We start from the raw sequence: 900 nt of genomic DNA, 5'->3' as shown, positions 1-900 counted from the left end.
TGCAGGGATAAACTCCAGCTTCTCACTGACTTCTTGACCCATTTGATGCAGTGCTCCGCCACAGCAGGCACAAACTTTTTCGTTCTCACTAAGGTCATGAGTGATAGTTTCACGAGGTAGATTGGTAGGCAGCGGCTTGCGTACTGGCTTTTTACGCGCAGGTTTTATCACTTGAGCAGGCTCTTCAGCTTCTACCTCAATTTCATTAAACAGCTCACCTTGGCCTGGGTGGCCCTCGGCACTCTTACCGAACTGCTTTTGTTGGGCTAAGCGAAACTGTTCTTCAAAGTGCAGCAGTTTACTCTGCTGTTGCAGGATGATTTTCTTTAATAAAGCCGGATCATCCGGAAGGTTTTCATGATTAAACTCCATGCAGTGATTATCTAATAAATAGTCACTAAGTTGTTGTGTTTATTTAGATTGATTGGTGATCAATAAATTCTGCTTATGATCTTAAGTTATAAGTCGTGGTAGTGATAACAGAGTGAGGTATGGGCATGGGGCTGACTTAGGGGGAGTCCGGCAAGTAGCCATTCAAGTTGCTGAGGTGAGATGCGCAGGCTCAATTGCTCATCTTGTATCCCTGGCCACTTGAAGGTGTTTTGTTCAAGACGTTTATAATGCAGCCAAAAGCCATTACTGGCCCACTGTAAGATTTTGAGCTTGTTACGCTGGCGATTACAGAAGACAAACAAGTGCTCATTACAAGGCTCCTGCTCAAGTTGGTAAGCCACAATGTTGCTCAGGCCATCTATCGATTTACGCATATCAGTGACACCACAGATCATGGTGACATCGAGTCGGGTGCTGTTACCAAACATATCGCTCTCCAGTTATTTTGAAGAGCGATGATGAATTATCAGCTATTGAATATGAAGGTGGGGTTTACCGGACGCTTAC

At 44.7% G+C, this 900-nt stretch carries 2 protein-coding genes; both read right to left on the bottom strand.

Annotation, left to right across the window (positions count from 1 at the left end; translation table 11 throughout):
- A partial coding sequence (locus tag AB4238_RS17830; RefSeq protein WP_372034661.1) for an IS66 family transposase zinc-finger binding domain-containing protein occupies positions 1–372 on the bottom strand: 372 nt, incomplete at its 3' end.
- Positions 373–458: 86 nt separating this feature from the next.
- Entirely contained in the window at positions 459–821 is a 363-nt protein-coding gene (tnpB, locus tag AB4238_RS17825) for an IS66 family insertion sequence element accessory protein TnpB (protein ID WP_372034660.1), read from the bottom strand.
- Positions 822–900 lie beyond the last annotated feature (79 nt).

The organism is Shewanella sp. 10N.286.45.A1, assembly GCF_041470405.1.
Classification (GTDB): domain Bacteria; phylum Pseudomonadota; class Gammaproteobacteria; order Enterobacterales; family Shewanellaceae; genus Shewanella.
Note: the sequence above shows the minus strand (reverse complement) of the source record. Positions and strands in the feature narration are given on the sequence as shown.

Bases quoted from the DNA above. Each gene is read 5' to 3' on its own strand.
- tnpB (WP_372034660.1), bottom strand. From the start codon at position 821: ATGTTTGGTAACAGCACCCGACTCGATGTCACCATGATCTGTGGTGTC.